Raw genomic sequence first — 398 nt, 5'->3', positions numbered from 1 at the left:
AGCAGCTTTCTTGTCTTTCACGGCCTGATCTTCCAACCGCATGGTTTGCTCGACGGCTTGCGACTGCCGTTCCGCTATTTCTTCGGCTCGCTTCGTTACAACTTCTGCGAGGGGGCGTTCGGGAACAAGCACGTAAACCAACCGGCAACCAAGGGCTTCGGCCGCGCGCTGGAGCGTGTTGAGGGTTACACTGCCGGTTTGCTCAGATTTTTCAAGTTCCACGATGCGCGGCTGTGAGACGCCGAGTCGCTTCCCATATTGAGCTGTGGTCATACCGAGCGCGTCGCGGACCGCGCGAATCCAACCCTTTGGTGGGCGCTGAACGCTCGCGAGGAGGCGCAGGCTCGAAAAACGTCGATCGAGGTGACGGATGGCATCTTTCATTCTATAAGGTATAC

General features: G+C 57.5%; 1 protein-coding gene. It reads right to left on the bottom strand.

Features of this window, described 5'->3' with window-relative positions; translation table 11 throughout:
- On the bottom strand, nt 1-384 hold a 384-nt coding region (locus QC385_RS43885), incomplete at its 3' end, for a mobile mystery protein A (protein ID WP_279547004.1).
- Nucleotides 385-398 lie beyond the last annotated feature (14 nt).

The organism is Streptomyces sp. DH10, from assembly GCF_029813805.1.
GTDB lineage: Bacteria > Actinomycetota > Actinomycetes > Streptomycetales > Streptomycetaceae > Streptomyces > Streptomyces coeruleofuscus.
The sequence above is the reverse complement of the archived record's forward strand: the minus strand, read 5'-3'. Positions and strand labels throughout refer to the sequence as shown.